The 26,201-nt window shown below is 66.2% G+C and carries 27 protein-coding genes; 6 read left to right on the top strand and 21 right to left on the bottom strand.

From position 1 onward, the window contains the following. Nucleotides 1-12 precede the first annotated feature (12 nt). The 3 genes from AACH00_RS06110 to AACH00_RS06120 form a co-directional block, all read right to left on the bottom strand. The gene (locus AACH00_RS06110; RefSeq protein WP_341398198.1) at nucleotides 13-765 is read right to left on the bottom strand and encodes an amino acid ABC transporter permease; all 753 of its coding nucleotides are present in this window, start codon (nucleotides 763-765) and stop codon (nucleotides 13-15) included. 18 nt (nucleotides 766-783) lie between these two features. Then, nucleotides 784-1,647 (bottom strand): basic amino acid ABC transporter substrate-binding protein, encoded by an 864-nt coding sequence (locus AACH00_RS06115; protein WP_341398199.1) that lies wholly within the window; start codon nucleotides 1,645-1,647, stop codon nucleotides 784-786. A gap of 95 nt (nucleotides 1,648-1,742) precedes the next feature. After that, complete coding sequence (locus tag AACH00_RS06120) at nucleotides 1,743-2,570, bottom strand: ferritin-like domain-containing protein (protein WP_341398200.1); 828 nt, start codon at nucleotides 2,568-2,570, stop codon at nucleotides 1,743-1,745. A 57-nt stretch (nucleotides 2,571-2,627) separates the two neighbouring features. Between AACH00_RS06120 and hslO the strand changes: the two genes are divergently transcribed. Then, nucleotides 2,628-3,584: an Hsp33 family molecular chaperone HslO gene (gene hslO, locus AACH00_RS06125; protein WP_341398201.1), complete on the top strand. Its 957-nt coding sequence runs from the start codon at nucleotides 2,628-2,630 to the stop codon at nucleotides 3,582-3,584. 17 nt (nucleotides 3,585-3,601) lie between these two features. Here hslO and AACH00_RS06130 read toward each other — a convergent pair whose 3' ends face one another. From AACH00_RS06130 to AACH00_RS06160, 7 genes are all read right to left on the bottom strand, one after another. After that, nucleotides 3,602-4,327: an AAA family ATPase gene (locus tag AACH00_RS06130; protein ID WP_341398202.1), complete on the bottom strand. Its 726-nt coding sequence runs from the start codon at nucleotides 4,325-4,327 to the stop codon at nucleotides 3,602-3,604. Next, nucleotides 4,320-5,006 carry a nicotinamide riboside transporter PnuC gene (gene pnuC, locus AACH00_RS06135; RefSeq protein ID WP_341398203.1) on the bottom strand — a complete coding sequence of 229 codons (687 nt, stop codon included), beginning with the start codon at nucleotides 5,004-5,006 and terminating at the stop codon, nucleotides 4,320-4,322. The genes AACH00_RS06130 and pnuC overlap by 8 nt, the downstream gene beginning before the upstream one ends. A 54-nt stretch (nucleotides 5,007-5,060) precedes the next feature. Continuing rightward, complete coding sequence (locus AACH00_RS06140; RefSeq protein WP_341398204.1) at nucleotides 5,061-5,336, bottom strand: septum formation initiator family protein; 276 nt, start codon at nucleotides 5,334-5,336, stop codon at nucleotides 5,061-5,063. A 94-nt stretch (nucleotides 5,337-5,430) separates the two neighbouring features. Then, nucleotides 5,431-6,714 (bottom strand): phosphopyruvate hydratase, encoded by a 1,284-nt coding sequence (eno, locus tag AACH00_RS06145; protein ID WP_341398205.1) that lies wholly within the window; start codon nucleotides 6,712-6,714, stop codon nucleotides 5,431-5,433. A 63-nt stretch (nucleotides 6,715-6,777) separates the two neighbouring features. After that, nucleotides 6,778-7,089: a DUF1330 domain-containing protein gene (locus AACH00_RS06150; protein WP_341398206.1), complete on the bottom strand. Its 312-nt coding sequence runs from the start codon at nucleotides 7,087-7,089 to the stop codon at nucleotides 6,778-6,780. A gap of 14 nt (nucleotides 7,090-7,103) precedes the next feature. Continuing rightward, the gene (gene kdsA, locus AACH00_RS06155; RefSeq protein WP_341398207.1) at nucleotides 7,104-7,961 is read right to left on the bottom strand and encodes a 3-deoxy-8-phosphooctulonate synthase; all 858 of its coding nucleotides are present in this window, start codon (nucleotides 7,959-7,961) and stop codon (nucleotides 7,104-7,106) included. A gap of 15 nt (nucleotides 7,962-7,976) precedes the next feature. Continuing rightward, nucleotides 7,977-9,632 carry a CTP synthase gene (locus AACH00_RS06160; protein ID WP_341398208.1) on the bottom strand — a complete coding sequence of 552 codons (1,656 nt, stop codon included), beginning with the start codon at nucleotides 9,630-9,632 and terminating at the stop codon, nucleotides 7,977-7,979. A 124-nt stretch (nucleotides 9,633-9,756) separates the two neighbouring features. Between AACH00_RS06160 and AACH00_RS06165 the strand changes: the two genes are divergently transcribed. Further along, a complete protein-coding gene (locus tag AACH00_RS06165; protein WP_341398209.1) occupies nucleotides 9,757-10,152 on the top strand; it encodes a 4a-hydroxytetrahydrobiopterin dehydratase in 396 nt (131 codons plus the stop codon). Here the strand turns inward: AACH00_RS06165 and AACH00_RS06170 are convergent, their stop codons facing one another. The 4 genes from AACH00_RS06170 to AACH00_RS06185 all read right to left on the bottom strand — a co-directional run bounded on the left by AACH00_RS06170 (nucleotide 10,153) and on the right by AACH00_RS06185 (nucleotide 15,422). Then, on the bottom strand, nucleotides 10,153-10,965 hold the full coding sequence (locus tag AACH00_RS06170; protein ID WP_341398210.1) for an alpha/beta fold hydrolase: 813 nt from the start codon (nucleotides 10,963-10,965) through the stop codon (nucleotides 10,153-10,155). It lies immediately after the preceding gene. A gap of 16 nt (nucleotides 10,966-10,981) precedes the next feature. Continuing rightward, nucleotides 10,982-11,806: a proteasome-type protease gene (locus AACH00_RS06175; protein WP_341398211.1), complete on the bottom strand. Its 825-nt coding sequence runs from the start codon at nucleotides 11,804-11,806 to the stop codon at nucleotides 10,982-10,984. Between the two features lie 12 nt (nucleotides 11,807-11,818). After that, nucleotides 11,819-14,356, bottom strand: coding sequence for a DNA mismatch repair protein MutS (mutS, locus tag AACH00_RS06180; RefSeq protein WP_341398467.1), 2,538 nt, complete (start codon nucleotides 14,354-14,356; stop codon nucleotides 11,819-11,821). Between the two features lie 109 nt (nucleotides 14,357-14,465). Further along, nucleotides 14,466-15,422, bottom strand: coding sequence for an inositol monophosphatase family protein (locus AACH00_RS06185; protein ID WP_341398212.1), 957 nt, complete (start codon nucleotides 15,420-15,422; stop codon nucleotides 14,466-14,468). Nucleotides 15,423-15,638: 216 nt separating this feature from the next. On the opposite strand from AACH00_RS06185, the gene AACH00_RS06190 reads away from it, so the two are divergent. Together AACH00_RS06190 and cysE are read left to right on the top strand one after the other, a co-directional pair. Then, nucleotides 15,639-16,475 carry an RNA methyltransferase gene (locus AACH00_RS06190; RefSeq protein WP_341398213.1) on the top strand — a complete coding sequence of 279 codons (837 nt, stop codon included), beginning with the start codon at nucleotides 15,639-15,641 and terminating at the stop codon, nucleotides 16,473-16,475. 40 nt (nucleotides 16,476-16,515) lie between these two features. Beyond that, entirely contained in the window at nucleotides 16,516-17,295 is a 780-nt protein-coding gene (gene cysE / locus AACH00_RS06195) for a serine O-acetyltransferase (RefSeq protein ID WP_341398214.1), read from the top strand. Between the two features lie 28 nt (nucleotides 17,296-17,323). On the opposite strand, the gene AACH00_RS06200 is transcribed toward cysE, so the two are convergent. From AACH00_RS06200 to yjgA, 3 genes are read right to left on the bottom strand one after another with little or no spacing between them, the layout of a single operon-like run. Beyond that, nucleotides 17,324-18,931 (bottom strand): FecR family protein, encoded by a 1,608-nt coding sequence (locus AACH00_RS06200; protein ID WP_341398215.1) that lies wholly within the window; start codon nucleotides 18,929-18,931, stop codon nucleotides 17,324-17,326. 51 nt (nucleotides 18,932-18,982) lie between these two features. Next, nucleotides 18,983-19,579, bottom strand: a complete 597-nt coding sequence (gene mog / locus AACH00_RS06205; RefSeq protein ID WP_341398217.1) for a molybdopterin adenylyltransferase — start codon at nucleotides 19,577-19,579, stop codon at nucleotides 18,983-18,985. Continuing rightward, a complete protein-coding gene (gene yjgA, locus AACH00_RS06210) occupies nucleotides 19,566-20,144 on the bottom strand; it encodes a ribosome biogenesis factor YjgA (RefSeq protein WP_341398218.1) in 579 nt (192 codons plus the stop codon). The genes mog and yjgA overlap by 14 nt, the downstream gene beginning before the upstream one ends. Nucleotides 20,145-20,254: 110 nt before the next feature. Here yjgA and pmbA point away from each other — a divergent pair, with 110 nt between their 5' ends. Further along, on the top strand, nucleotides 20,255-21,625 hold the full coding sequence (gene pmbA / locus AACH00_RS06215; RefSeq protein WP_341398219.1) for a metalloprotease PmbA: 1,371 nt from the start codon (nucleotides 20,255-20,257) through the stop codon (nucleotides 21,623-21,625). 210 nt (nucleotides 21,626-21,835) lie between these two features. Further along, entirely contained in the window at nucleotides 21,836-22,918 is a 1,083-nt protein-coding gene (locus AACH00_RS06220; protein ID WP_341398220.1) for a TRAP transporter substrate-binding protein, read from the top strand. Between the two features lie 176 nt (nucleotides 22,919-23,094). Here AACH00_RS06220 and AACH00_RS06225 read toward each other — a convergent pair whose 3' ends face one another. The 4 genes from AACH00_RS06225 to AACH00_RS06240 all read right to left on the bottom strand — a co-directional run bounded on the left by AACH00_RS06225 (nucleotide 23,095) and on the right by AACH00_RS06240 (nucleotide 26,176). Then, nucleotides 23,095-24,606 (bottom strand): TRAP transporter large permease, encoded by a 1,512-nt coding sequence (locus tag AACH00_RS06225; RefSeq protein ID WP_341398221.1) that lies wholly within the window; start codon nucleotides 24,604-24,606, stop codon nucleotides 23,095-23,097. Further along, entirely contained in the window at nucleotides 24,603-25,142 is a 540-nt protein-coding gene (locus AACH00_RS06230; protein ID WP_341398222.1) for a TRAP transporter small permease subunit, read from the bottom strand. The genes AACH00_RS06225 and AACH00_RS06230 overlap by 4 nt, the downstream gene beginning before the upstream one ends. A 223-nt stretch (nucleotides 25,143-25,365) precedes the next feature. Beyond that, on the bottom strand, nucleotides 25,366-25,716 hold the full coding sequence (locus AACH00_RS06235) for a protein tyrosine phosphatase family protein (RefSeq protein ID WP_341398223.1): 351 nt from the start codon (nucleotides 25,714-25,716) through the stop codon (nucleotides 25,366-25,368). A gap of 13 nt (nucleotides 25,717-25,729) precedes the next feature. Beyond that, nucleotides 25,730-26,176: a GatB/YqeY domain-containing protein gene (locus tag AACH00_RS06240; RefSeq protein ID WP_341398224.1), complete on the bottom strand. Its 447-nt coding sequence runs from the start codon at nucleotides 26,174-26,176 to the stop codon at nucleotides 25,730-25,732. Nucleotides 26,177-26,201: the final 25 nt, after the last annotated feature.

Raw genomic sequence — 26,201 nt, forward strand, 5'->3', positions numbered from 1 at the left:
CGGCTGGCTGCCTCAGCGTCCCCGCAGATGCGCGGGCGCTTCCAGGCGCTGGGCCAGCGTCGACAGCAGCAGCGTCAGCACCAGGTACATCGCCGAGATGGCGAGGTAGGGCTCCCAGTAGCGTGAGTACGCGCCTGCCACCGTGCGTGCCGCCAGGGCCAGCTCAGCCAGGCCGATGGCCGAAACCAGCGACGAGTCCTTGATCAGCGTGACGCCTTCATTCACCAGCGCCGGCACCATGCGCCGGAACGCCTGGGGCAGGATGATGAAGCGCATGGCCTGGTTGTGCGTCAGACCCAGGCTCCACGCGGCCTGGGTCTGGCCGGTGTGGATGCTCTGGATGCCCGCCCGGAAGATTTCCGAGATGTAGGCGCCTGCGTTCAGCGACAGGGCCACGGCGCCTGAAAAGAAGGCTCCGTGGTTCTGGCGGAAATCGCGGGCGGCTTCACCGGCCAGCAGCAGGCCGGAGTCGGGGTGCACCAGCGCCGGCATGACGGCGAAGTGCACCAGCAGGATCTGGACAAAAAGCGGCGTGCCCCGGAAGAACGTGACGTAGGCCATGGTGATGCCACGCACCACCTTCATGGTCAGCGCCACCGCTGCCGACTTGGGCCGCGGTGCGTCCTTGGAGCTGCTGATCAGCCCCAGCACGGCACCCAGACCCAGCCCGACCACGATGGCCACGATCGTCAGTTCGATGGTGGTCCAGAGGCCCGCCATGAACAACGGCCAGTAGCCGGCCAGAATCTCCCAACGCAAATCCACAGGCGCCGCCTTTCAGGTTCAGTTCGAGGCTGCGGAGGCCGGAGCAGCAGCAGCGGCCGGCTCGGTACCGAAGGTCTTCTTGTAGATGGCGGCGTAGGTGCCGTCAGCCTTCATGGCGGCCACACCCTTGTTGACCATGGCCAGCAGTTCGGCATTGCCCTTCTTCACGGCGACGCCGTACTGCTCAGGCGCGAACGACTTGGTGTCGGCGACGGTCTTGAACTTGACGGCCGGGTTGTTGGCCACGTAGTGGATGACCACACCGTTGTCGGCGACGACGGCATCAACGCCACCAGCTTCCAGCTCCTTCAGGGCCAGCGGGGTCGACTCGAAGCGCTTGATGTTGGCCGAGGTCTTGCCTTGCAGCTTGGTCACGACTTCGTCGCCGGTGGTGCCGGTCTGGACGCCCACCTTCAGCTTCTTCAGGTCGTCGAACTTGGTGACCTTCGAGGCCTCCTTCACGGCGATCAGCTGAACGGCGTCGAAGTACGGGTCAGAGAAATCCATCGTCTGCTTGCGCTCGTCGGTGATCGTGATCGACGAGATCAGCAGGTCGCGGTCGCCTTGGCCCAGGGCGTTGAAGATGCCTTCCCACGGGGTGTTGACGAACTTGATCTGGAAGCCGCCCTTTTCAGCAACGGCGGTCAGCAGGTCAACCGAGAAACCGACGATCTCACCCTTTTCGTTCTGATACTCGAACGGTGCGTAGGCCGCATCGGTGCCCACCACGTACACCTTGGCCGGCGCAGCAGCCGAAGCCGGGGCCGAGGCCTCGGCAGCCGGGGCCGCAGGAGCGTCTTGCTTGCCGCAGGCGGCCAGCACCAAGCCAGCAACCAGGGCGCTGGAAGCCTTCAGAAAACGACGGGTCGAAATGGAAGCCATGAATACCTCGTGAGTGAACATTTGTGGGTGCGCGCAGCGGCGTGAACGCAGTGTAATGCGGTGGGCGTGCAACTTCCGCGCCAAGCGGCCCGGTATCAACCCGCACCGGGATGGTGCTTCTTGCGGCCGGCCATCCCCGCCAGCCAGTCCAGCTCCACCTCGGTGAATCCGGCCTCGCGCCGCGCGCCAAAGTTGAAGGGCCCTTTCAGGCGTGGCGCCAGATAGCGCTCCACCAGTTCCGGGTACAGCGAGGTGGGGTCGAGACCTTGTTGCTCACACAGCCAGCGGTACCAGTGGTTGCCGATGGCGACGTGGCCGATCTCGTCGCGCAAGATGATGTCGAGGATCTCGACGGCGCGATGGTCACCGGCCTGGCGCAGCTTGTTCTGGATCGGTGGTGTGGCATCCAGACCGCGAGCTTCGAGTGTGCGCGGCACCAGCGCCATGCGGGCGGTGATGTCGGCGGACGTGCGCTCGGTCATGGCCCACAGGCCGTCGTGGGCGTCGAAGTCACCGTAGTGGTGGCCCAGGCTTTCGAGGTGTTCGTTGAGCAGGCTGAAATGCAGCGCCTCCTCGTCGGCCACGCGCAGCCAGTCCAGGTAATACGCCGTGGGCATGTTGGCGAAGCGCCAGACGGCGTCCAGGGCCAGGTTGATGGCGTTGAACTCGATGTGGCAGATGGCGTGCAGCAGCGCAGCCCGGCCGGCCAGCGTGAAGGGGCTGCGGCGCGGCACCTGGTCGGCAGGCACCAGCTTCGGAAGCTCTGGGCGGCCGGGAAGGGCGCCTTCAGGCGCTGCCAGAGCCAGGGCAGGATCGAGCGCCAGGCCCGCGCGAACGTCGGTGGCCAGCGCCCGTGTGGCGGCTGCTTTCGTGACGGGGTCAACCAGGCGCAAGACCTTCAGGGCGCGCGTTCTCAGTTCCATCCGTAAAATTATCGCTTTGCGGTGGGCATGCGTCTGCTGCACCTTGCCCTTTTCCCGATGAGCGAACTCCACAAATTCCTGTTTGAAGGCCTGCCCGTGCGCGGCATGCTCGTGCGTCTGACCGACAGTTGGCAGGAGGTGTTGCGTCGTCGAGAGGCGAGTGGCGCCTTCCCCGAACCGGTGCGTGACCTGCTGGGCGAGATGAGTGCCGCGGCCACCCTGATGCAGGCGAACATCAAGTTCAACGGCTCGCTGGTGCTGCAGGTGTTCGGCGACGGCCCGGTGAAGCTGGCTGTGGCCGAGTCACGGTCGGACCTGAGCTTTCGCGCCACGGCCACCGTGGTGGGCGACGTGGCACCTGACGCCCAGGTGGCGGCCATGATGAACGTGAACGGCGTGGGTCGCTGCGCCATTACCCTCGACCCGAAGGACCGTCTGCCGGGGCAGCAGCCCTACCAGGGCGTGGTGCCATTGCATGGCGACCAGCGCGAGCCGCTGCAGAAGATGTCCGAGGTGCTGGAGCATTACATGCTGCAGTCCGAGCAGCTTGATACGCGCCTGATCCTGGCGGCCAATGGCGAGGTCGCCGCCGGCCTGCTGATCCAGCGCCTGCCGGTGGAGGGCGAGGGCAACCTCGGTGGCCGTCGCAATGAAGACGACATCGGCCTGTCGGAGTCGTTCAACCGCATCGCCCACCTGGCGGCCACGCTGACCCGTGAAGAGCTGTTGACCCTCGACGCCGACACCGTGCTGCGCCGCCTGTTCTGGGAAGAGGACGTGCGCCGCTTCGAGCCGCTCACGCCCAGCTTCAGCTGCACCTGCTCGCGCGACCGCGTGAAGTCGATGCTGCAAGGGCTGGGTGAAGCCGAGGCGCTCGAGATCCTGGAAGAGCGCGGCAACATCGAGATCGGCTGCGAGTTCTGCGGCGCCAAGTACCACTTCGACCGGGTCGACGTGGGCGGCGTGTTCACTCCCGATACCTTGCTGCCGCCGGCTTCCGACGCGCTCCAGTAAGAACGCGGCTCGCCGGATCAACGCAGGCGAAGACCGGTGCTGGCGGGTTTGAACAGCGCGTGCTCGCAGTCGGGCACGTCGCAGTTGTCGCAGGCCCAGGTCCAGGCAGGCTGGGCCGCATCGCGCTGCTGCAGCCGGGTCAGCAGGCCGGCGCGCGGTGTGCGCCGATAGCGCACCAGGCTGCTGACCGCGTCCACCGCGGCTTCGAGCCGGTGCTCGTCGAGACCGGACACCACCGTGAACGGCAGTCCGGCGCCCAGCAGCAGCTCGCGCAGGTTGGCGTCCACCGGGCCGCGCACATGCGGGCCATCACGTTGCAGGCCGTCGGCCACCCAGGGCAGGTCGAGCGCGGTGAGCAGGGTGAGGGCGCAACGCCGTTGCCAGGCGGTGGCCATGGCATCGAGCGAGCGGTCATCAAAAACCTGCCGGTGATACACCGCCGTCATCAGCGGCGTGGTGTCGGCCAGCACGATGTCAAAGGCCTGTGCCGCGGTTTCAATGCGCCGGGCCTGCAGCTCGGCAATGCCTTGTTGTTCATTCAGGGCCGGCGTGCGGCCGTGCGCGTCGCACCACTCGCGCAGGGCCTCCGGCACCCAGGTACAGCTCAGGCCGGTGTCGGCCGCCAGACGCGCGGCCAGGCCCTGCGCCAGCGTGCTCTTGCCCGTGCTTTCGGCACCCACCACCGCGATGATCAAACCGGGCGATCGCGGGCGCGACGCGCCTGCCGTTGTGGCCTCAGACATGCGCCGACCCGGGCTTGGTGGCGGACGCCTCACGCGCCGCCGCTCGGGCATCCTGGTGCCCCGCCAGCTGTGCCCAGGCACGCCAGCCGGCCATGGCCATCAACGTGAACACGCCGTAGAGCACCACGGTCAGCCACAGGGCCTTGTGGGCGAACAGGGCCATGCTGACCAGATTGACGGCAACCCACATCGGCCAGTTGTCGATGAGCTTGCGGCCCAGCAGGATCTGGCCGGTGACGCTGGCCACCGTGGGCAGGGCGTCCAGCCACGGGGTGTCGCTGTCGGTGTGGCGCATCAGCAGCGCGGCCAGCAGCGGCCATGCCAGCAGCGTCAATGCGGCGGCCCGGATGCGCCACAGGCGGCTCATCGAGCGAACGGTGAGCGCCTGGCCGCTGGCATCACGGCCACGCCGCCATTGCCACCAGCCCCAGCCGGCCACCACGATGAAGAAGATCTGGAGCGAAGCCTCGCCGTAGAGCTTGCTGTACGCGAAGAGCAGGCCATAAAGGGCTGACGCGAGCATGGCCAGCGGCCAGCCCAAGGGGTGGACACGCATGTTGCACACCACCATCCAGATCGACAGGCCAAAGGCCAGGATCTCGGTCCAGGTGACAGGGCTGCCCCACAGGGTGAAGGCCGACGCCATGAGCGGCGCCAGGGCCTGCAGGAGGCTATCCATCCGGGAAATCGGGTACGGGGAGGGTGGAGGAGGAGATGGGGTCTGCGGAGCTGATCAGCGGGCGCCCGAAACCACCACGAGTGTCTCGTCCGGCTTGATCATGCCCAGCTCCAGCCGGGCCTTTTCCTCGACCATCTCGAGGCCGTCCTTGAGGTCGGCGACTTCAGCGGCCAGGCGGCCGTTGCCTTCACGCAGGCGCTCGTTGCTGGCCTTTTGTTCAGCCAGTTCGGCCTTCAAGGCCATCACGTGAGGAACGCCCCCTTTGCCGAACCAGAGTTCGGCCTGCACCAGCAAGGCCAGCACGGCGAAGACGATGGGGACGATGCGCATGGGCGTGATTGTGCACGAGGTGTTGTGCACGAGCCGTTGTGCGTGAGCTGGCCGTTTAGCCGCCCCGAGCGGAGCGGCTAAACGGCGCAGGCGATCAGCGCAGGTTGTAGAACGCGCCGCGGCCCGGGTACACGGCCACTTCGCCGAGGTCTTCCTCGATGCGCAGCAGCTGGTTGTACTTGGCCATGCGGTCCGAACGGCTGGCCGAGCCCGTCTTGATCTGGCCGGCGTTCAGGCCCACCGCGATGTCGGCGATGGTCGAGTCTTCGGTTTCGCCCGAGCGGTGGCTGATGACGGCGGTGTAGCCGGCGCGCTTGGCCATCTCGATGGCGGCGAACGTTTCGCTCAGGGTGCCGATCTGGTTGATCTTGATCAGGATCGAGTTGGCGATGCCCTTGTCGATGCCTTCCTTCAGGATCTTGGTGTTGGTGACGAACAGGTCGTCACCCACGATCTGGACTTGCTTGCCCAGACGCTCGGTCAGGTGCTTCCAGCCGTCCCAGTCGCCTTCGGCCATGCCGTCTTCGATCGAGATGATCGGGTACTTGTCGCACCAGGTGGCCAGGATGTCGGTCCACTCGGCGGCGGTCAGCGTCAGGCCTTCGCCTTCGAGGTGGTACTTGCCATCCTTGTAGAACTCGGAAGCAGCGCAGTCCAGGCCGATGGCGATCTGCTCGCCGGCGGTGTAGCCAGCCTTGTCGATGGCTTCCAGGATCAGCTGGATGGCGGCTTCATGGCTTGGCAGGCTCGGTGCAAAACCGCCTTCGTCGCCGACGGTGGTGCTCAGGCCCTTGGCGTCGATGATCTTCTTCAGCGCGTGGAACACCTCGGTGCCGTAGCGCAGCGCTTCACGGAAGGTCGGAGCGCCCACCGGAATGATCATGAACTCTTGCAGGTCGAGGCTGTTGTTGGCGTGTGCGCCGCCGTTGATGACGTTCATCATCGGCACCGGCAGTTGCACGCCGCCCATGCCGCCGAAGTAGCGGTACAGCGGCAGGCCGGCTTCTTCAGCGGCTGCACGGGCCACGGCCATCGACACGGCCAGCATGGCGTTGGCGCCCAGGCGGCTCTTGTTGTCGGTGCCGTCGAGGTCGATCAGGGTCTTGTCCAGGAAGGCCTGTTCGCTGGCGTCGAGGCCCAGCACGGCTTCGCAGATTTCGGTGTTGATGTTCTGGACGGCCTTCAGCACGCCCTTGCCCAGGTAGCGGCTCTTGTCGCCGTCGCGCAGCTCGATGGCTTCGCGCGAGCCGGTGGACGCGCCCGACGGCACGGCCGCACGGCCCATCACACCCGATTCCAGCAGCACGTCGCATTCGACGGTGGGGTTGCCACGGCTGTCGAGGATCTCGCGGCCGACGATGTCAACGATTGCACTCATATCTCACTCCGTTTTGAAAAATCAGGTGCGCGCAGGATGCCGTAATTTTGTTACCTGCGTGCTTCAAGCTGCGGGGGGAGCGGGCTCCACCCCGTCGGCGATCACCATGCGCATCACCCCGGCGTTTTCGCGCAGGGTACGGGCATGGCTGTAGGTCTCGCTGCGGTAGAAGGCTTGCGCAGCCTCCCGGCTGGCAAATCGCAGCAGCACGAGGCGGCTGGGCGACCAGGTCCCTTCCAGGACTTCGATCGCGCCACCCCGTACCAGAATTTCAGCGCCATGCTCAGCCATGGCGCGCGTGCTCCACACCCGGTAGGCCGCCATGCGCTCCGGATCGGTGACGGTGACGTCGGCGATGAGGTAGCAGGCGGTCATGCGGGTGGGGCCGGTCAGCAGGAAAAGTCGTTTTCCAGCAGGGGCTGGGTCTTGACCACGCGGTCCAGCGCGACCAGCTGTTCGAGCAGCGCCTTCATGTGCTTGAGCGGCACCGCGTTCGGGCCGTCAGACAGGGCGTTCATGGGGTCCGGATGGGTTTCCATGAACAGGCCTGCCACGCCCACGGCCACGCCAGCCCGGGCCAGCACCGGCACGAACTCGCGCTGGCCGCCTGACGACGTGCCCTGGCCGCCCGGCAGCTGCACCGAGTGCGTCACGTCGAACACGACGGGCGCGCCGGTGTCGCGCATGATCGCCAGCGAGCGCATGTCGGAGACCAGGTTGTTGTAGCCGAAGCTGGCGCCGCGTTCGCAGGCCATGAAGTTGTCGGTTTCCAGACCGGCATCACGGGCCGCTTCACGGGCCTTGGCGATGACGTTCTTCATGTCGCCCGGCGCCAGGAACTGGCCCTTCTTGATGTTCACCGGCTTGCCGCTGCGTGCAACGGCGTGGATGAAGTCCGTCTGGCGGCACAGGAAGGCCGGCGTCTGCAGCACATCGACCACGGCCGCGACGGCCGAGATTTCCGTTTCGCTGTGCACATCGGTCAGGATGGGCACGTTCAGCTCGCGCTTCACCTTGGCCAGGATTTCCAGGCCACGTTCCATGCCGGGGCCGCGGAAAGACGTGCCGCTCGAGCGGTTCGCCTTGTCGTAGCTCGACTTGAAGATGAAGGGAATGCCGAGCGCCGAGGTGATTTCCTTGAGGTGCCCGGCCACATCCATTTGCAGCTGTTCGCTCTCGACCACGCAAGGGCCGGCGATCAGGAAAAACGGCTTGTCGAGACCGACGTCGAATCCGCAGAGCTTCATGCCTGTTCCTCGGGTTTAGGGCTGGCGAGCGGCCTGGTGGGCCAGCGCAGCCTTGATGTAGCTGATGAACAGCGGATGGCCGTCCCACGGGGTCGACTTGAATTCCGGGTGGAACTGCACGCCGACATACCAGGGGTGCACGTCGCGCGGCAGCTCGACCACTTCGGTCAGCTTCTCGCGCTGCGTGATGGCCGAAATCACCAGACCGGCCTGCTGCAGGCGATCGAGGTAATGCTCGTTCGCCTCATAGCGGTGGCGGTGACGCTCGGTCACGACCGGGCCGTAGATGTCGTGGGCCAGCGTGCCCGGCTTGACGTCCGAGCTCTGCGCGCCCAGGCGCATCGTGCCGCCGAGGTCGGAGTTGGCATCCCGCTTCTGGATCGAGCCGTCGGCGTCCTGCCATTCGTCGATCAGGGCGATGACCTTGTGCGGCGCGTCGGGGTCGAACTCGGTGGAGTTGGCACCCTCCAGGCCGGCCATGTGGCGCGCGTATTCGATCGTGGCGACCTGCATGCCCAGGCAGATGCCCAGGTACGGCAGCTTCTGCTCACGGGCGCAGCGGGCGGCGCTGATCTTGCCTTCCACACCGCGCTTGCCGAAGCCGCCGGGCACCAGCACGGCATCAAACTTGCCGAGCTGCTCAACGGCGTTGGCGTCGTTCAGCGTTTCCGAATCCAGGTACTCGATCTTGACGCGCACATGGTTGTGCAGACCGGCGTGGCGCAGCGCTTCATTGAGCGACTTGTAGGAGTCGCTCAGCTCGGTGTACTTGCCGCACATCGCGATGGTGACTTCGCCCTTCGGGCTTGCCACTTCCGCGACCAGGTTGTCCCAGGTCTTCAGGTCAGCCGGGCGGGTGAGCAGCTGCAGCTTCATGCAGATCAGCTCATCCAGGCCTTGCTCGTGGAGGATGCGCGGCACCTTGTAGATGGTGTCCACATCCCACATCGAGATCACGCCGTGCGGTGCCACGTTGGTGAACAGCGAGATCTTCTCGCGTTCATCAGCGGGCACTTCGCGGTCGGCGCGGCAGAGCAGGGCGTCGGGCTGGATACCGATTTCGCGCAGCTTCTGCACCGTGTGCTGGGTCGGCTTGGTCTTCAGCTCGCCGGCGGCCTTGATGTAAGGAACGTAGGTGAGGTGGACGAAGGCCGTGTTGCCCTGGCCGAGCTTCAGGCTCAGCTGACGCACTGCTTCGAGGAAGGGCAGCGATTCGATGTCACCGACGGTGCCGCCGATTTCAACGATGGCCACGTCCACGGCTTCGGGCGTGCCGAAGCCGGCGCCGCGCTTGACGTATTCCTGGATCTCGTTGGTGACGTGCGGAATGACCTGCACGGTCTTGCCGAGGTAGTCGCCACGGCGCTCTTTTTCGAGCACCGTCTTGTAGATCTGGCCACTGGTGAAGTTGTTGGCCTTCTTCATCCGGGTGGTGATGAAGCGCTCGTAGTGGCCCAGGTCCAGGTCGGTTTCAGCGCCGTCGTCGGTGACGAACACCTCGCCGTGCTGGAAAGGCGACATCGTGCCCGGGTCCACGTTCAGGTACGGGTCCAGCTTGATGAGGGTGACTTTGAGGCCGCGCGATTCAAGAATCGCAGCCAGAGAGGCCGACGCAATGCCCTTGCCAAGAGAGGACACCACACCGCCGGTGACGAAGACAAACTTGGTCATGTCAAAAGGCACTCATACTGCCCAGAGATTGGGCCGGAGCAGGAGTGCCGTGGTGGTAAAGCGCGATTATACCGACCGGCGACCCTTTGCCGACGATGCCCCTGACACCCTGCAGAAAGACCTGATGAATCCCTCACAGACCCACCCCGCAGAAGCCGTACGGCTGCTTACCGAAGTCGAGCTGGCCGACGCCCTGAAACACCTGCCGAACTGGCGGCTCGACGAGGCTGAGCCCGCGTGCCTGGTGCGCATCTGCCGCACGGCTGATTGGCCGCGGACCCTGTTGCTGGCTGGCCTGGTGGCGCACCTGGCCGAAGTGGGCTGGCACCACCCTGAGCTGCGCCTGCAATACAGCACGCTGGAGATTCGCCTGAACACCCATGAGGTGAACGGCATCACGGCGCGGGACACCGCACTGGCGCAGCAGATCGACGAGGTATTGGGCTGGCAGCCTGCGGCCGACGGCGGGCAAGCGCTGACCGGCCTGCCGCCCGGGCAGCCTTACTTCAGAGCCGCTTGATCAGGCCGGCTGGGCGCCCTTGAAGCTGTCGATCAGCGACAGCACCAGCGCGGCGGTCTGCTCGGGCTGCTCCATCGCGTAGAGGTGCCCGCCGGGCATGGTGCGGTAACGCTCACCGGCCAGGGCCTTGGCCGCCAGTGTGCCGCCCTGGCGCATTTCTGCCGACACCTCACCAGCGATGAAGCCGACCGGGCATTGCGGCGGATGCTTTCGCATCAAGGTGCCGAGGTGGTGCGGCAGCGTGTTGTAGATGCGGGTTTCAACCTCGCGCAGAAAGCCCAGCTGCACCGTGTCGTCCACGTCGTCAAAGCCGCAGGCCACATAGTCGCGCAGCACGCGGTCGTCCCAGCGCGCAAACGTCGGCTTCGACTTGAAGTGCTGGTACACCGCGTCCCGGTCCGGCCACTGGTAGCGCCGACCTTGCGACACCTTGCCCGGTGATACCCGGCGAATCAGCCCGGTCTGCTTGAAGACCTGCACGCTGTGCGCGCGCCAGCCGGTGATCACCGGTGAATCGAGCATCACCAGGCCGCAGGCCAGCTCGGGGCGACGGCAGGCCGCCATCAGGCTCAGCAGGCCACCCAGTGAATGGCCGACGAGAAACGCTGGCTGCGGACCCTTCGCGATGAAGTCGATCAGCTCGTCGCGCAGGTGGGGCCAGTTGCTGCTGACCGGGTGCGTGGCGCGGTGCCCGATGCGCTCGATGGCGCGCACCTCATAGCCGGCGGCGCGCCAGGCTTCAAACAGCACCCGGTACACGCCCGCCGGAAACCCGTTGGCGTGGGCGAAGACGATGGTGCCAGCGTGGCTCATGGGCTGAGCGCCTGGTTCAGACAATGCGCTCACCGAGGTGGGTGATCTTGCGCATGGGCTCGAAGCGCTCGCTGGTGGTCAGCAGCGGGTGGGCCGCGTCGCCGCCGTTCCACTGCGGATCGTCGATGCCTTCGAAGACCTCGCGCAGGCGCTCGCCCCAGGTGTCGCGGATCATCTTGAAGTACGGGTTCTTGTCGTCGATGACGGCAATGCGCTCGCTCTTCAGCGTGCCCGCTTCGTACACCAGCAGGTCGAGTGGCAAGCCCACCGACAGGTTCGATTTCAGCGTCGAGTCCATCGACACCAGCGCGCACTTGGCGGCTTCGTCCAGCGGGGTGTCGGGGGTCAGCACGCGGTCAAGAATGGGCTTGCCGTACTTGCTTTCGCCGACCTGGAAGAAGCAGGTTTCGCGGGTGGCTTCGATGAAGTTGCCGGCCGAATAGACCAGGAACAGGCGCATGGCTTCGTCGCCGATCTGGCCACCGAAGATCATGCTGCAGTTGAAGTCGATGCCGGCGGCCTTAAGGGCCGGGCCGTCTTGCTCATACACGCGGCGCACGGCGCTGCCGAGCACGCGGGTGGCGTCGAACATGCTCTTGGCGTTCCAGATGGTGATGGGCTCGTCGTCGCCGTTGGGCAGCTTCTCGACCTGGAGGATTTCGCGCACCGATTGCGAGATGCTGAGATTGCCGGCGGAGAGCAGCACCATGAAGCGCTCGCCGGGCTGCTCATAAACCATCATCTTGCGGAAGGTGCTGATCGCATCGAGGCCCGCGTTGGTGCGCGAGTCAGAGAGGAACACGAGGCCGGCGTTCAGCCGGATACCGACACAGTAGGTCATGGGGTGGCCTTGTCAGGAGGTCTGCAGTTTTTTCAAGCGGTACAGCGCATCCAGCGCTTCCCGCGGTGTCAGGGTGTCGGGGTCGATGGCGGCCAGGGCCTCGTCCACTTCGGACTGGGCCACGGCGACGGGTGCCGGTGGTGGTGCAAACAGGTCGACCTGCAGGTCACCGGCCCGCGACTGGGTTTCCAGCGCTTCCAGCGTGGCACGCGCCTGGCGCACCAGCGCCGGAGGCATGCCCGCCAGCCGCGCCACCTGCACACCATAACTGCGACTGGCCGGGCCGTGCTCTATCGCGTGCAGGAAAACAATGTCGTCACCACTTTCGGCAGCGCTGACGTGCAGATTCAACGCACGCTCATGTTGGCGCGGGAATTCCGTCAGCTCGAAATAGTGGGTGGCGAACAGCGTGAACGCCTTGTTGCGGTCATGCAGGTGGGTGGCGATGGCCGCAGCCAGCGCCAGACCGTCGAAGGTCGAGGTGCCGCGGCCGATCTCGTCCATCAGCACCAGCGACTGGTCGGTGGCGCCGTGGATGATCTGCGCGGCCTCGGTCATCTCCAGCATGAAGGTGGACTGCGCGTTGGCCAGGTCGTCGGCCGCGCCGATGCGGGTGTGGATCGCATCCATCGGCCCGATGCGGCATTGGCGCGCCGGCACATAAGAGCCCATCGCGGCCATCAGCGCGATCAGCGCCACCTGCCGCATGAAGGTGCTTTTGCCGCCCATGTTCGGGCCGGTGATGATGAGCAGGCGCGTGCGCGCGTCCAGCCGGCAATCGTTGGCGATGAAATCACCGCCACCGGTTTCGCCCAACCGTGCCTCGACCACCGGATGCCGACCGGCCTCGATGTCCAGGCACGGGTGGTTGACGAACTCCGGGCGGCACCAGCCCAGCGTGCGGGCACGCTCGGCGAGTGCGGCCAATGCGTCCAGCGTGGCCAGCGCGCGGCCCAGTGCGGCCAGCGGTCGCAGGTACGCCTGCAACTGGTCAAGCACCTGCTCGAACAGCCACTTTTCGCGGGCCAGGGCGCGGTCTTGTGCCGACAGCGCCTTGTCCTCGAAGGTTTTCAGCTCCGGCGTGATGAAACGCTCGGCGTTTTTCAGAGTCTGGCGCCGCTGGTAATCGGCTGGCACCTTGTCGAGCCCCGAGGCGGTGACTTCGATGTAGAAGCCATGCACCTTGTTGAACTGCACGCGCAGGTTGGCGATGCCGGTGCGCGCGCGCTCGCGGTTTTCGAGGTCGATCAGGAAGGCGTCGCAGTTCTGGCCGATGGCACGCAGCTCGTCCAGGTCGGCGTCGAAACCGGTGGCGATCACGCCGCCGTCGCGCAGCAGCACGGCCGGCTCTTCGGCGATCGAGCGCAGCAGCAACTCACCCACCTGCGGGTCGGGCGTCAGGTCTTCCAGGCAGCGGTCGAGGAGGGCGGTGCCGCCGGGTGCCACCTGCCGCAAGGCGGGCAGGTTGGCCAGGGTGAAGCGCAGGCCGGCCAGCTCACGCGGGCGCACCTGGCGCAGGGCCACCCGGGAGGTGATGCGCTCGACATCACTGATGCCGCGCAGGGCTTCGCGCAACGGCTCGAAGCCGGCGCTGTGCAGGATGGCGATGGCGTCGTGGCGGGCATGGGCCACGCTGCGCTCGCGCAGCGGGTGCGTCAGCCAGTGGCGCAGTGCGCGGCTGCCCATGCCGGTGCGGCAGGCGTCCAGCAGCGAGAGCAGCGTGGGTGAACTTTCGCCACGCAGGGTTTCGGTGAGTTCGAGGTTGCGGTGGGTGGCCGGTGGCAATTCCAGCAACTCGCTGCCGCGCTCCACGGTCAGCGTGGTGACGTGCGACAGCGCGCGCCCCTGGGTGTGCTCGGCGTAGCTCAGCAGCGCAGCGGCAGCCGCATGCGCAGCGCCCAGGTCTTGCGCATTGAAGCCGTTCAGGCTGATGACACGCAGTTGCTCGCACAACTTGCGCAGCCCCAGGCCGGCGTCAAACTGCCAGCCCGGCCGCATGGTGCGCGCGGCGCGGCACTGGCGCACGGCCAATGGCTGCTCGTCGCGGTCAATCAGGATTTCGGCCGGGTTCAGCCGCGCCAGCCAGCTGCCCAGCTCGCGCTCGCCGCATTCGGCCAGCCCGAGTTGCCCGCTCGCCAGGCCCAGCCAGGCCAGACCAAAGGACGCGCGCTGTCGCGAGATGGCCAGCAGCAGGGTGTCGGCCCGGTCGTTCAGCAGTTCGCTGTCGGTGACGGTGCCGGGCGTGACCACCCGCACCACCTTGCGCTCGACCGGCCCCTTGGCGGTGGCCACATCGCCCACCTGCTCGGCCACGGCCACCGATTCGCCCAGCTTGATCAGCCGGGCCAGGTAGCCTTCGACCGAGTGCACCGGCACACCGGCCATGACCACCGGCTCGCCATTGCTCTGGCCGCGGGTGGTGAGGGTGATGTCGAGCAGACGGTGCGCCTTGCGGGCGTCGTCGAAGAACAGCTCGTAGAAATCGCCCATCCGGTAGAACACGAGCGTGTCCGGATGCTCCGCCTTGATGCGGAGGTACTGGGCCATCATCGGCGTGTGGCCGCTGTAATCATCGGCGCCGGCAGGCGCGCTCGAGGGGGTGCTCACCGACGCAGGAACTCCGTGCAAGGCTGGGGATGTTGGCCCGGCGGGCCCGGGCTCAGAACGGGGCGTCGTCGCCGGTGGCGATGTCGTCGGACTTCTTGCGCAGGCGCAGCGGCTTGCGCACGGCCTTTTCCAGCGCTTCCACCGGCGTTTCCTCGTCGGTGTCAGCGTCGGCGCTGGCAGCGGCAGGGGTGTCGTCGTCGGTGATCACGCGGCTGAACGGCGTCAGCAGCTTGACCAGCTGGCCGTAGATCTTCGGCGAGCCAGCCACGATTTCGCGCTGGTTCATGAAGTCGGATTCGCCGGTGAAGTTGCCGACCAGGCCGCCGGCTTCCGTGATGATCAGCGAGCCTGCGGCAATGTCCCACGGGTTCAGGCCGGTTTCGAAGAAGCCGTCGTAATAACCGGCAGCCACGTAGCACAGGTCAAGGGCCGCAGCGCCCGGGCGGCGCAGGCCGGCCACGTGGGGCATCACGGCCTCGAACATCTTCATGTAGCGCTGGAAGTTGTCGCCCTTGCGGAAGGGGAAGCCGGTGCCCACGAGCGAGTCTTGCAGACGGGTGCGGCGCGACACGCGCAGGCGCTTGTCATTCAGGTAGGCGCCGCGGCCGCGCGAGGCCATGAACAGGTCGTTGCGGGTCGGGTCGTACACGACGGCTTGCTCCACCTTGCCGCGGAACGCCAGGGCGATCGACACGCAGTAGACAGGGAAGCCGTGGATGAAGTTGGTGGTGCCGTCGAGCGGATCGATGATCCAGACGAAATCGCTGTGCTTGGCGCCGTGCTCACGGCCCGATTCCTCGGCCATGATGCCGTGGCCCGGGTAGGCGGTGAGGATGGTTTCGATGATCGCTTGCTCGGCCGCGTGGTCCACTTCGGTGACGAAGTCGTTGGGGCTCTTGGTGTTGATCTTCAGGATGTCCAGGTCCAGCGATGCACGATTGATGATCGACCCGGCGTTGCGGGCTGCCTTGACGGCGATATTGAGCATCGGATGGAGGGTCTGGGACATGTTTCAACCTGAAGTTAGACAACTCGCTGTGCCCGACACACGCAGTGCCGGGCGACAGGCGCGGCAATCGGTGGGGCTGCAACTGCGCATTGCGGTGCACAGGGGCGAGATGGGGGCAAGGATCTGGCGGCGGACAAAGAGCGGCACGGGCACAATGCTGGTCTTAGCGCACACCGCGTGTAACCTTGCATTCTAGCGCGACGCGCCCCATTTGTGATGATTTCTTCAAACCAGCCCGGGCCTGCGCCGGCGGACCCAAGTCACGATTCGACGCGTTTTGTCTTGATCGGCACCAGCCATCCGGGCAACGTCGGCTCGGTGGCGCGTGCCATGAAGGTGATGGGCTTTTCCGACCTGGTGCTGGTGGCGCCGCGGTTCGCTGATGTGCTGTCGCGCGAGGAAACCGTGGCCATGGCCAGCGGTGCGGCCGACATCCTGGTCCGCGCCCGCATCGTGCCCACGCTGGCGGAAGCACTCGACGGTGTCACGCACGCCTGCGCCACCGCCATGACCCCACGCGATTTCGGGCCGCCCACCGTGGCACCGCGCCCGCACTTCGAGCAGCTCGCCCGCCAGGGTGACCGCGTGGCCTTCGTGTTCGGCTGCGAGCGCTACGGCATGTCGAATGACGACGTCTACCGCTGCCACACCTGCCTGAGCATCCCGAGCAATCCGGCGTATGGTTCGTTGAACCTGGCGCAGGCCGTGCAGGTGCTGGCCTATGAGTGGCGGCAGGCGCTGGGTGGGTTTCCGGTGGCGCCGCGCACGGAAGACGTGACGCTGGCCGACGCCGTGGCCGTGCAGGGCGCCTTGACCCATTGGGAAGGCGCGCTCACCAGCATCGGCTTTCTTGACCCGGCCGCGCCGCGCAAGCTGATGCCCCGTTTGCAGCAACTCGCCAACCGTGCGCGGCTGAGCGTGGAAGAGGTGCAGATCCTGCGGGGCATCGCCCGGCTGGTTCAGCAACCCCGGCCACCCAAGGCCAAACCGCTGACGCCCGGGCAAGCCGGGCACCCCGACGCTACACTGGACGGCCCGCCGCGCCCGGCCTGAAGCTGCGCGGCCCCTTGGCCCCCGAACCCGGAAATCCTGCATGTTCTCCAGATTGCGCGAAGACATCGCCTGCATTCTTGAGCGCGACCCTGCGGCGCGCTCGACCTGGGAAGTGCTGACCTGTTATCCCGGCCTGCACGCGCTGGTGCTGCATCGCCGCGCCAACTGGTGCTGGCGCCACGGCTTTCACTGGACCGGGCGCTTCATCTCGCACATCAGCCGGTTCCTGACCGGCATCGAGATCCACCCGGGCGCCACGATGGGCCGACGTGTGTTCATCGATCACGGCATGGGCGTGGTCATCGGCGAAATGGCCGAAGTGGGCGATGGCTGCACCATCTACCAGGGCGTGACGCTGGGCGGCACGTCGCTGGTCAAGGGCGCCAAGCGTCACCCGACGCTGGAAGCCGGTGTCATCGTGGGTGCGCATGCCGCGGTGCTGGGCGGCTTCACGGTGGGTGCGGGTGCCCGCGTGGGCTCAGGTGCGGTGCTGACCAAGCCCGTGCCCCCGGGCGCCACCGCTGTCGGCAACCCGGCGCGCATCATCCATGCCGAAAAGGACGCCGAGCGGGAAACCGCCGCCGCCCGCATGGGCTTCTCGGCCTACGGCGTGACCGCTGGCGACGACCCGGTGGCGCAAGCCATGAAGGGCCTGATCGACAACGCGTCGTCGCATGACCACCAGATCGCCATGCTGTGGCAGGCCATCGAGAAGCTGTCGGCCGGCAGCCGTGAGCTGCCTGCGCAGCAGTGCGTGCCGGACGATGCCTGTACGACCGAGACGTTCGACGCTGAACGTCTCAATCGCTTGGTCAAGTGACAGCGGCGCCCGGTGAGGGCGCCCGTCTTCACAGTGCCAGCAGGATCACCGGCGAGAAGATCCACAGGAAGCGCCAGTCCCGCGGCACTTCGAGCTTCAGCGTGCTGCTCCAGGGCGTGACGAAACCGTCAGGCTCCACCGAGCGGTAGCGGAAGTAATAGGTGCCCGGGCGATCCGGGCTCGGCAGTGACCAGAAACTCTTGGTGAGCTCGGCCTTCGCCGTCACTTCGGTGAACTCGGGGTCGAGCGCCAGTTCCACCTGCTGCCGGTCTTCGGCGCGGCCGCTCCAGCTCAACTCGATGCCGCCGTCGCGGCGCACGCCACCTTGTGGCGGGGTGGGCAAGGGGCGCAGCTCGAAGTTCTGCGCGTCGCCCCAGGGGCCGCGGTCGCCGCCAGCGCGCACGCTGGCCAGGCGCCAGTGGTAGGTGCCCGGCTCGGTCAGCGGCACAGAGGTGCCGGCGCCGGTCACGTCGTCGCTGCGCCAGGCCACCTGGCTGAAGGCGGCGTCACGCGCCACTTCGACCCGGTACTGGGCGGCCTCGGTGTTTTCTGCCCAGGCCAGCGCCACGGCGCCGACCGGGAACTTGGCTTGTGCGCGTGGCGCGATGCTGGCCGGTGGTTCAGGCCGGGCCTTCAGCGTGATCGCACGGGTGGCGTTCAGGCCTTCGATGCCGAGGTTGTCGACCCGACGGACACGCAGGTGCCATTGGCCGTCCTGCAGCCCGGCGATGCGCGCCTCGCCGCCAGCCGCCACGCGCTCGTCGCGCACGATGCGCTCAAAACCGGCGTCAGCCGCCACTTGCACGCGCAGCGGGAGGGTTTCGCCAGCCAGGCCGAAACGGATCAGCGGACGTTCGAAGCGCTCTGGCAGGCTCGTCAAATTCGGTGCCGCCTGCAGGGCCACGACCACCGGTGCCGAGCCGGGGCGCAGGGCCGCACCCTGACCGGCAGGCACGTCAGCGCCCGCGCTGGTGTTGTCTGCCCGCACCCGGCCCTCCAGCACCTCGGTGCGGGTGCTGGCGTCAGCCACGGCCTCGGTGTGAACGCGGTACTCGGTGCCGCGCACGCCGATCACGGCGGTGGGGGTGACCACCTCCAGCGGCTTGGCACGCAAGACCTTGGTGGCCAGCACATCGACCGAGCCCTTCACCAGCCGCATCGTGCTGGCAAACAAGCCTTCCTCGACGCTGCCCGCCTGGCCAGCCTTGAGCTGGTAGCGGCGGTTTTCGCCGAGCTGGGTGTCGCTGGCCGGCGAGAGCCGCACGCGGGAGCCGTCACCCAGCTGCAGCACCGCCGAGCTGCTGGCAGCCGTGCTCAGGCGCTGACCCGGCTGCACGTTGTCGCCCACCTTGGCGGCCTGGTCGTCGATGCGGACATCGCCTTCAACGCTCACCAGCCTGGCCGGCACTTGCGCCGAGCGCAGCAGGCGGGTGGGCACCTTGAGCACCTGGCCCGGCTGAATCCGGTTGGGGTTGGGCAGGGCGTTCAGCCTGGCCACCTCGGTCCAGGCGCCTGGCGACACGAGCAAGCCCTGGCCAAGTCCGATCAGGGTGTCCCGGCTCTCCACCGTGTAATCCAGCGTCGGTTCCTGCGGGGCGGGTGCGGCTTGCGCCAGGCTGGCTGCAAGTGCCAGCATCACCGGAAGGACGAGGGGACGGGTTCGGAGAGCGTTCAGTCGCATGGGCGTTCAGGTTCGGGCAGGGCGTTGGGCCGACTTTGGCCGGAAGGCCGCACACACGGTGTCAACGGTTTCAAGGTAGGGCCCGTGCAGCAGGTCGATGCAGTAGGGCACGGCAGCGAAGATGCCGGGCACAGCGGGCGTCGCCTGCGGCAGGCCCTGCAAGGTTTCAGCGATCGACTTGGGCTGGCCGGGCAGGTTGATGATCAGCGTTTTGCCACGAATCACCGCCACCTGCCGCGACAGGATCGCGGTCGGCACGAAATGCAGGCTGATGGCGCGCATCTGCTCGCCAAACCCGGGCATCACCTTGTCAGCCACGGCCAGGGTCGCTTCGGGTGTCACGTCGCGCAGCGCCGGGCCGGTGCCGCCAGTGGTCAGCACCAGGTCGCAGCCAGCCACGTCCACCAGCTCGATCAGGGTGGCGCTGATGCCGGCCTGATCGTCAGGGATCAGCCGCGTTTCCCAGGCGATCGGGTTGTGCAGGGCACGGCCCAGCCAATCCTGCAGGGCCGGAATGCCTTTGTCTTCGTAGACACCGGTGGAGGCGCGGTCGCTGATCGACACCACACCGATGCGCACGGATTCGAAATCACTCGTCGACATCGTCGCTGTCTTCAATCGGGGTGTCGGTGGTGCGTGCGTCGGCCAGCGCGGCCTTGATCAGCTGGAACAGTTCGCGGTAGCTGCGGCCATGGCGGGCTTCCGGCGCTTCGTTCTTGGCGTCCTTGCGGGCGCTGCGGGCGAGGCTGCGCAGCTGCTGGGCATCGGTGGCCGGGAAGGCGTTCATCCAGCGGGTGACGGCGTCGTCGCTGGCCAGCAGTTCCTCGCGCCAGCGTTCAGCCGCGTGCAGGGCCAGGGTGTCTTTGGCGCTGCCGAGCTTGAAGGCATCCACGGCTTCTCGGATGGGCTCCGGGTCAACGTGGCGCATCAGCTTGCCGATGTACTGCATCTGGCGCCGCTTGCCTTCGAAAGAACGCGTGCGGTGGTATTCCTTCAGCGCGTCGCGCAGGCTCTCGGACAAGTCGAGACTCTCGGTGCGGCTGGCCGGCAGCCCCACCAAGGCTTCCCCGAGCGATTGCAGCTCGTGGGATTGGCGTTTCAGGGCGGACTTGCTGGGCCGGCCGTCGTCGTCGTCGGAGGCTTCTGGGAAGGGGGGCGCGTTGCGCATGGATAGGGGAGCGTTTGTGCCGGTGAACGTGGGATCGTTATGATTGTCCCGCAATTCTCCCGGCCGGCGTTACCCGCGCCCGGCCGCGTTTCTTTCCAGCCGAGTATTTCATGACCGCATCCGCTGCCCAGGGCTTCGCCTTCGAGCTCTCACAATTCCAGCAAATCGTCGAAGACGTGCTGGCCATGGCCCGGAACGTCGGTGCCAGCGATGCCGGTGTGGAGGTGTCCGAAGGCAGCGGCCTGAGCGTGTCCGTGCGCAAGGGCGAGCTCGAGAACATCGAGCGCAACCGCGACAAGTCGGTCGGCGTGTCGGTGTACGTCGGCCAGCGCCGCGGCAACGCCAGCACCTCCGATTTTTCGCAGACCGCCCTTGAGCAGACGGTGAAGGCCGCGTTCGACATCGCCCGCTTCACCGCCGAAGACCCTACCGCCGGCCTGCCTGACGCCGAAGACCTGGCCGGCCCGGAAGCGCTGGCACTCAAGCTTGACCTGTTCCATCCCTGGGACTTGACCGCCGAGGCGGCCGTATCGCTGGCGCGCCGCGCGGAAGACGCCGCGATGGGCGTGGACCGCCGCATCACCAATTCCGAGGGTGGTTCGGTGTCGGCACAGCAGTCGCAGTTCTGGGCTGGCAACAGCCGCGGCTTCCGTGGTGGTTATGCCAGTTCGCGCCACTCGATCGCGGTGTCGCCGATTGCCGGCAAGGGCGCGAACATGCAGCGCGACTACTGGTACAGCTCGATGCGTGACGCGATGGAGCTGGCCTCGCCCGAGGTGATCGGCCGGTATGCCGCCGAGCGCGCGCTGTCACGCCTGAAGAGCCGCAAGATCGCGACCTGCGAAGTGCCGGTGTTGTTCGAGTCGACCGTGGCGGCCGGCCTGCTGGGTGGCTATGTGCAGGGCACCAGCGGCGGCGCCTTGTACCGCCAGGCCAGCTTCCTGCAAGACTCCCTGGGCAAGCAGGTCTGGTCCGATCACATCGACGTGATGGAAGACCCGCACGTGCCGCGTGGCAAGGGCAGCGCGCCCTTCGACGATGAAGGCGTGGTCACACGGGCTCGCCAGGTGGTGAAGGGCGGCGTGACGCAGGGCTATTTCCTGTCGAGCTACTCGGCGCGCAAGCTGGGCATGAAGACCACCGGCAATGCGGGCGGGTCGCAGAACCTGCGTCTGACCAGCCGCCTGACCCAGCCGGGTGATCACCTGGAAGAAATGCTGCGCAAGCTGCACCGCGGCCTGTTCGTCACCGAACTGATGGGCCAGGGCGTGAACTACGTGACGGGTGACTATTCCCGCGGTGCCTCGGGCTACTGGGTCGAGGACGGCCGCATCGCCTTCCCGGTGCATGAAATCACCATCGCAGGCCACCTGGGCGAGATGCTCAAGCAGGTGGTCGCGGTCGGTGCGGATGTGTACACGCTGGGTGGCAAGTCGATCGGCTCGGTGCTGCTCGAGCGCATGAAGATCGCCGGCAACTGAAGCCCCCGGCGGCGCGGCGGAACGGCCTCGGGGCTTTCCCGAATTTCAGCCAGTTTTTAGCTTCACGGCGCATCCTGCGACCTGGAACGCGGTGATCTGCTGCTTGCCATTCTCCGCACGGGTTAGTACCCGGCGGGGGGCGCCAAGCGGCTCCTAGAATCAGCTGCGCCAATGTCAATATCGCTTCTCTAACGAGACAGGAGACTCTTCATGGAACGTCGTTCCTTTGTTCGCAGCGCCGGCTTGGCCGGCGTGCTGGCTGCAGGTGCCGCCCCCGCGGTGGTGCATGCGCAGGCCAACGTCCGTTGGCGTCTGGCTTCCAGCTTTCCCAAGTCGCTAGACACCATCTTCGGCGCGTCTGACGTGTTCGCGAAGAAGGTCAGCGAAATGACGGGCGGCAAGTTCCAGATCTCGGTACACGCCGGTGGCGAACTGATGCCTCCGTTCGGCGTGGTCGACGGCGTGCAGAACGGCACCGTGGAAATGGCGCACACCGCGCCTTACTACTTCTTCGGCAAGGACGAAACCTTCGCACTGGGCTGCGCCATTCCTTTCGGCCTGAACAGCCGTCAGATGACCGCCTGGATGCTGGAAGGCAACGGCCTGAAGCTGATGCGCGAGTTCTACAAGCAGTACAACATCGTCAACTTCCTGGGCGGCAATACCGGCGCCCAGATGGGTGGCTGGTACCGCAAGCCGGTGCAGTCGATGGCCGACATGAAGGGCCTGAAGTTCCGCGTGGGCGGCTTCGCCGGCAAGGTCATCGAGCGTCTGGGCGGTGTGCCGCAGAACATCCCTGGCGGCGAAATCTACCAATCGCTGGAAAAGGGCACGATCGACGCCGCTGAATGGGTGGGCCCGTACGACGACCAGAAGCTCGGCTTCAACAAGGTCGCTCCGAACTACGGCTACCCGGGCTGGTGGGAAGGTGGTCCTCAGCTGGACTTCTTCATCAACAGCAAGGCCTACGAAGGTCTGTCGGCCGAGTACAAGGCCATCGTTGATGCGGCTTCCGCATACGCCCACGTCGACATGCAGGCCAAGTACGACGCCCGCAACCCGGCGGCCCTGCGCCAGCTGGTGGGCAGCGGCACCAAGCTGTTCCGCTTCCCGAAGGACGTGATGGACGCAGCCTTCAAGGAATCGATGGCGCTGTACAGCGAAATCTCGGCCAAGAACCCGAACTGGAAGAAGGTGTACGACGACTACGCCCGCTTCCGTTCGGAGCAGAACCTGTGGTTCCGCTTCGCAGAAGCCGGCTTCGACGACTTCATGCAAAGCCAGAAGCTGTAATCAGCTTCCTGCACTGCGGCCCGCAAGGCTGCAGTGCACGGCACCCAGCCCCGCCATGCTTGTCATGTGCGGGGCTTTTTTGTGCCTGCCGTTCAGGCATGAAAAACCCCGCGCATGGCAGCCATGGCGGGGTTCCTGGGGTGGGCGTGGCCCACCTTGGTCAGGTCAGGGCGTGATCAGTTCGGAGCCGAGGCCGGCGGGGCCACGTTGAACACGTCCATCGAGTTGTCGCGCGTGCTGTCCGGCGTCGCGCTCTTGGTCTGCTCGTTGCCGATGCTGCGCAGCATCTGGTCAGCGGCTTCCACGTCCACCGGCTTCTCCTTCTCGATGAACATCGTCACCGTGTCAGGGAAGGCGATGACCGCACCCACCAGCACCAGCTGCATGATCACCCAGGGGATCGCGCCCAGGTAGATGTCACGCGATTCGACCTTGCGCGGAATGGCGCCCGTCTTGAACAGCGAGTCGGCGATGCCACGCAGATAGAACAGCGCAAAGCCGAAGGGCGGGTGCATGAAGCTGGTCTGCATGTTCACGCAGATCATCACGCCGAACCAGACCAGGTCGATGCCCATCTTGTCGGCCACCGGCGCGAGGAACGGGATGATGATGAAGGCGATCTCGAAGAAGTCGAGGAAGAACGCGAGGAAGAAGATGAACACGTTCACCGCGATCAGGAAGCCGATCTGGCCGCCTGGCAGGTCGGAGAGCAGGTGTTCGATCCACTTGCCGCCTTCCACGCCCTGGAACACCAGCGAGAACACCCGTGAGCCGATCAGGATGAACACCACCATCGCGGTGATGCGCATCGTGCCCATCATCGTGCCCTTGATCAGCTCCCAGTTCAGGCGCCCGTGCATGGCGGCCAGCACCAGGGCACCCACCGCACCCATGGCGCCGGCTTCGGTCGGCGTGCACACGGCGGTGTCGATACCCGGCAAGCCACCCATGCTGCCCAGCACCAGGAAGATCAGCACGGCTGACGGGATGATGCCGCGCAGGCACTTCTGCACCAGCGGCCAGCCACTCAGGGTGCGCGCTTCCTTCGGAATGCCAGGCAGGAAGTCCGGCTTCAGGCGCGTCAGCATGAACGTGTAGAGCGCGAACAGGATGATCTGCAGGATCGACGGACCCCACGCACCCTTGTACATGTCGCCCACCGGCCGGCCGAGCTGGTCAGCCAGCACCACCAGCACCAGTGACGGCGGCACCAACTGCGTGATGGTGCCCGAGGCCGCCAGCACGCCCGTGGCGTAGCGCATGTTGTAGCCGTAGCGCATCATCACCGGCAGCGAGATCATCGCCATGGCGATCACCTGGCCCGCCACCGTGCCGGTGATCGCGCCGAGGATGAAACCGACAAGGATGACCGAGTAGCCGAGGCCACCACGCACCGGACCGAAGAGCTGGCCCATCGAATCAAGCATGTCCTCAGCCAGGCCGCACTTCTCGAGGATGGCGCCCATCAGCGTGAAGAACGGAATGGCCAGCAGCAGGTCGTTCGACAGGATGCTGAACACGTTCAGCGGCAGGTTGCCCATGAAGGCCGCCGGGAACCAGCCCATCCAGATGGCGAATGCGCCGCAGCCCAGGCCCAGTGCAGCCAGTGAAAACGCGACCGGGAACCCGATGAGCATCACCAGGATCAGCCCCGCGAACATCAGCGGGGGAAATTGTTCCATGCTCATTGCAGAGGCCTCTCGTAATGCGTGTCCATGTCGTATTCATTGCGCAGCCAGGCGGCGCGCTTGATCATCTCGGAGATGCCCTGAAGCAGGATCAGGGCGAAACCGACTGGCATGGTCAGGAAGATCGGCCAGCGCACCAGGCCGCCAGCGCTCTGCGACACCTCGCCGCTCACAAACTTGCTGATGAACAGCGGGCCTGAGTAATAGATCATGGCCACGCACACCGGCACCAGGAAGAAGAGCGTGCCGAACAGGTCGACGTACACCTTCACGCGGGTGGAATAGCGCGCGTACATCAGGTCGACGCGCACGTGCTCATTCAGCCGCAGCACCTGCGAGGCACCGAACATCACGGCAGCGCCGAACATGTACCACTGCACTTCCAGCCAGGCGTTCGAGCCGATGCTGAAGCCGTAGCGGATCAGGGCGTTGCCTGCGCTGACGAAGCAGGACAGGAAGATGGCCCACTCGGCAAACCGACCGACACGGTCGTTCAGCTTGTCGATGAACAGGGCAAACGGGATCAGGGCTTTCATGCGACGCCCCTCTTGTCACCATGCAACATGGCTTGTCTCCTTGGAGTGCCGTGCTGAAGGCTGCGATGGCCGGCCAGCACGTGATTGGGTCCGACCGGCACCCTGGCGCGCACGAAGGCACGACATGGGCGACGGTCGGGGATCAATGTACTGATCGAGGCCTGAAATCAGCCTGAAATTGCTCAGGCTTGCGGGAAAACACCGAGGCTGATTCAGCGACGCTTCACAGCGCGCCGGCCTGCATGTAGAGCCGCGTGGAACGTGCGCCGGAGCGGCAGAAACACAGCACCGGGCGAGGCAGCTCCGCCATCAGCTGCGCGAACGCGGCGATCTCTTCAGGCGACTGGTAACCGCCGGCCACCGGCAGGTGCCGGTACTGCAGGCCGGCCGCCAGTGCAGCAGCTTCGACAGCGGCGCTGGTGGGCTGGTCTGGGCCACCTTCGAAGTCAGGCCGGTTGTTGATGACGCTGCGAAAGCCCAGCGCGGCCAGCTCGGCCATGGCCTCGGGCGGCAGTTGCGGGGCCACGCACACGTCCGCGGCGATGGGGTTCAGGGGCAGGGAAGTGCTGCTCATGATGGCGCTGCGCTCAGCGGGTCAGGGCGGCTTTCACCGCCGCTGACACCAGGCCCATGTCGGCCTTGCCGGCCAGTTGCGTCTTGACCGCACCCATCACCTTGCCCATGTCGCCCGGGCCGGTGGCGCCCAGCTCGGTGACGATGGCGCCCACAGCCGCGGTGATTTCCTCCGGGCTCAGACGCACCGGCAGATAGGCCTGCAGCACGACGATCTCGGCGCTTTCCTTGTCGGCCAGATCCATGCGGTTGGCCTGGGTGTAGGCCGTCACCGAGTCCTTGCGCTGCTTGATCAGCTTGTCGACCAGGCCGATGACCATGGCGTCGTCCAGCTCCACACGCTCGTCCACTTCCTTCTGCTTGCACGCAGCCAGCAGCAGGCGAATGGTGGACAGACGGTCGGCTTCCTTGGCCCGCATCGCGGCCTTCATGTCTTCGGTGATGCGCTCTTTCAGGGTCATGACAATTCCTCTGGACAAACTCGAT

The organism is Ideonella margarita, assembly GCF_038066635.1.
Classification (GTDB): domain Bacteria; phylum Pseudomonadota; class Gammaproteobacteria; order Burkholderiales; family Burkholderiaceae_C; genus Ideonella; species Ideonella margarita.